Source organism: Nocardioides oceani (genome assembly GCF_030412965.1).
Classification (GTDB): Bacteria; Actinomycetota; Actinomycetes; order Propionibacteriales; family Nocardioidaceae; genus Nocardioides; species Nocardioides oceani.
Genome location: NZ_JAUHJQ010000221.1, coordinates 1 through 239, shown reverse-complemented (window position 1 = coordinate 239; position 239 = coordinate 1). Strand labels below are relative to the sequence as shown.

Sequence of the window (239 nt, the reverse complement as noted above, 5' to 3'; positions counted from 1 at the left end):
GCCGACCTTCGTGGCGCCCGAGCAGGCGCAGGCCGAGCCGCTGGACGCTCGCGCGGACCAGTACTCCCTCGGCGCGCTGGCCTACCTGCTGCTGGCCGGCCGCGCGCCGTACACCCACCCCACGCTCGGCGCCGCGGCCGCCCCGGCCGCGCCGCCGCCGCTCTCGACGCCGGAGCGGCCGTTCCCCGGCGCGACCGACGCGGTGGTGCGCCGGGCGCTGGCGGTCGACCGCGAGGACC

At 81.6% G+C, this 239-nt stretch carries 1 pseudogene; it reads left to right on the top strand.

The window, feature by feature from the left end:
• Positions 1-239, top strand: a pseudogene (locus QWY28_RS23850) (serine/threonine-protein kinase); the annotation flags it as partial.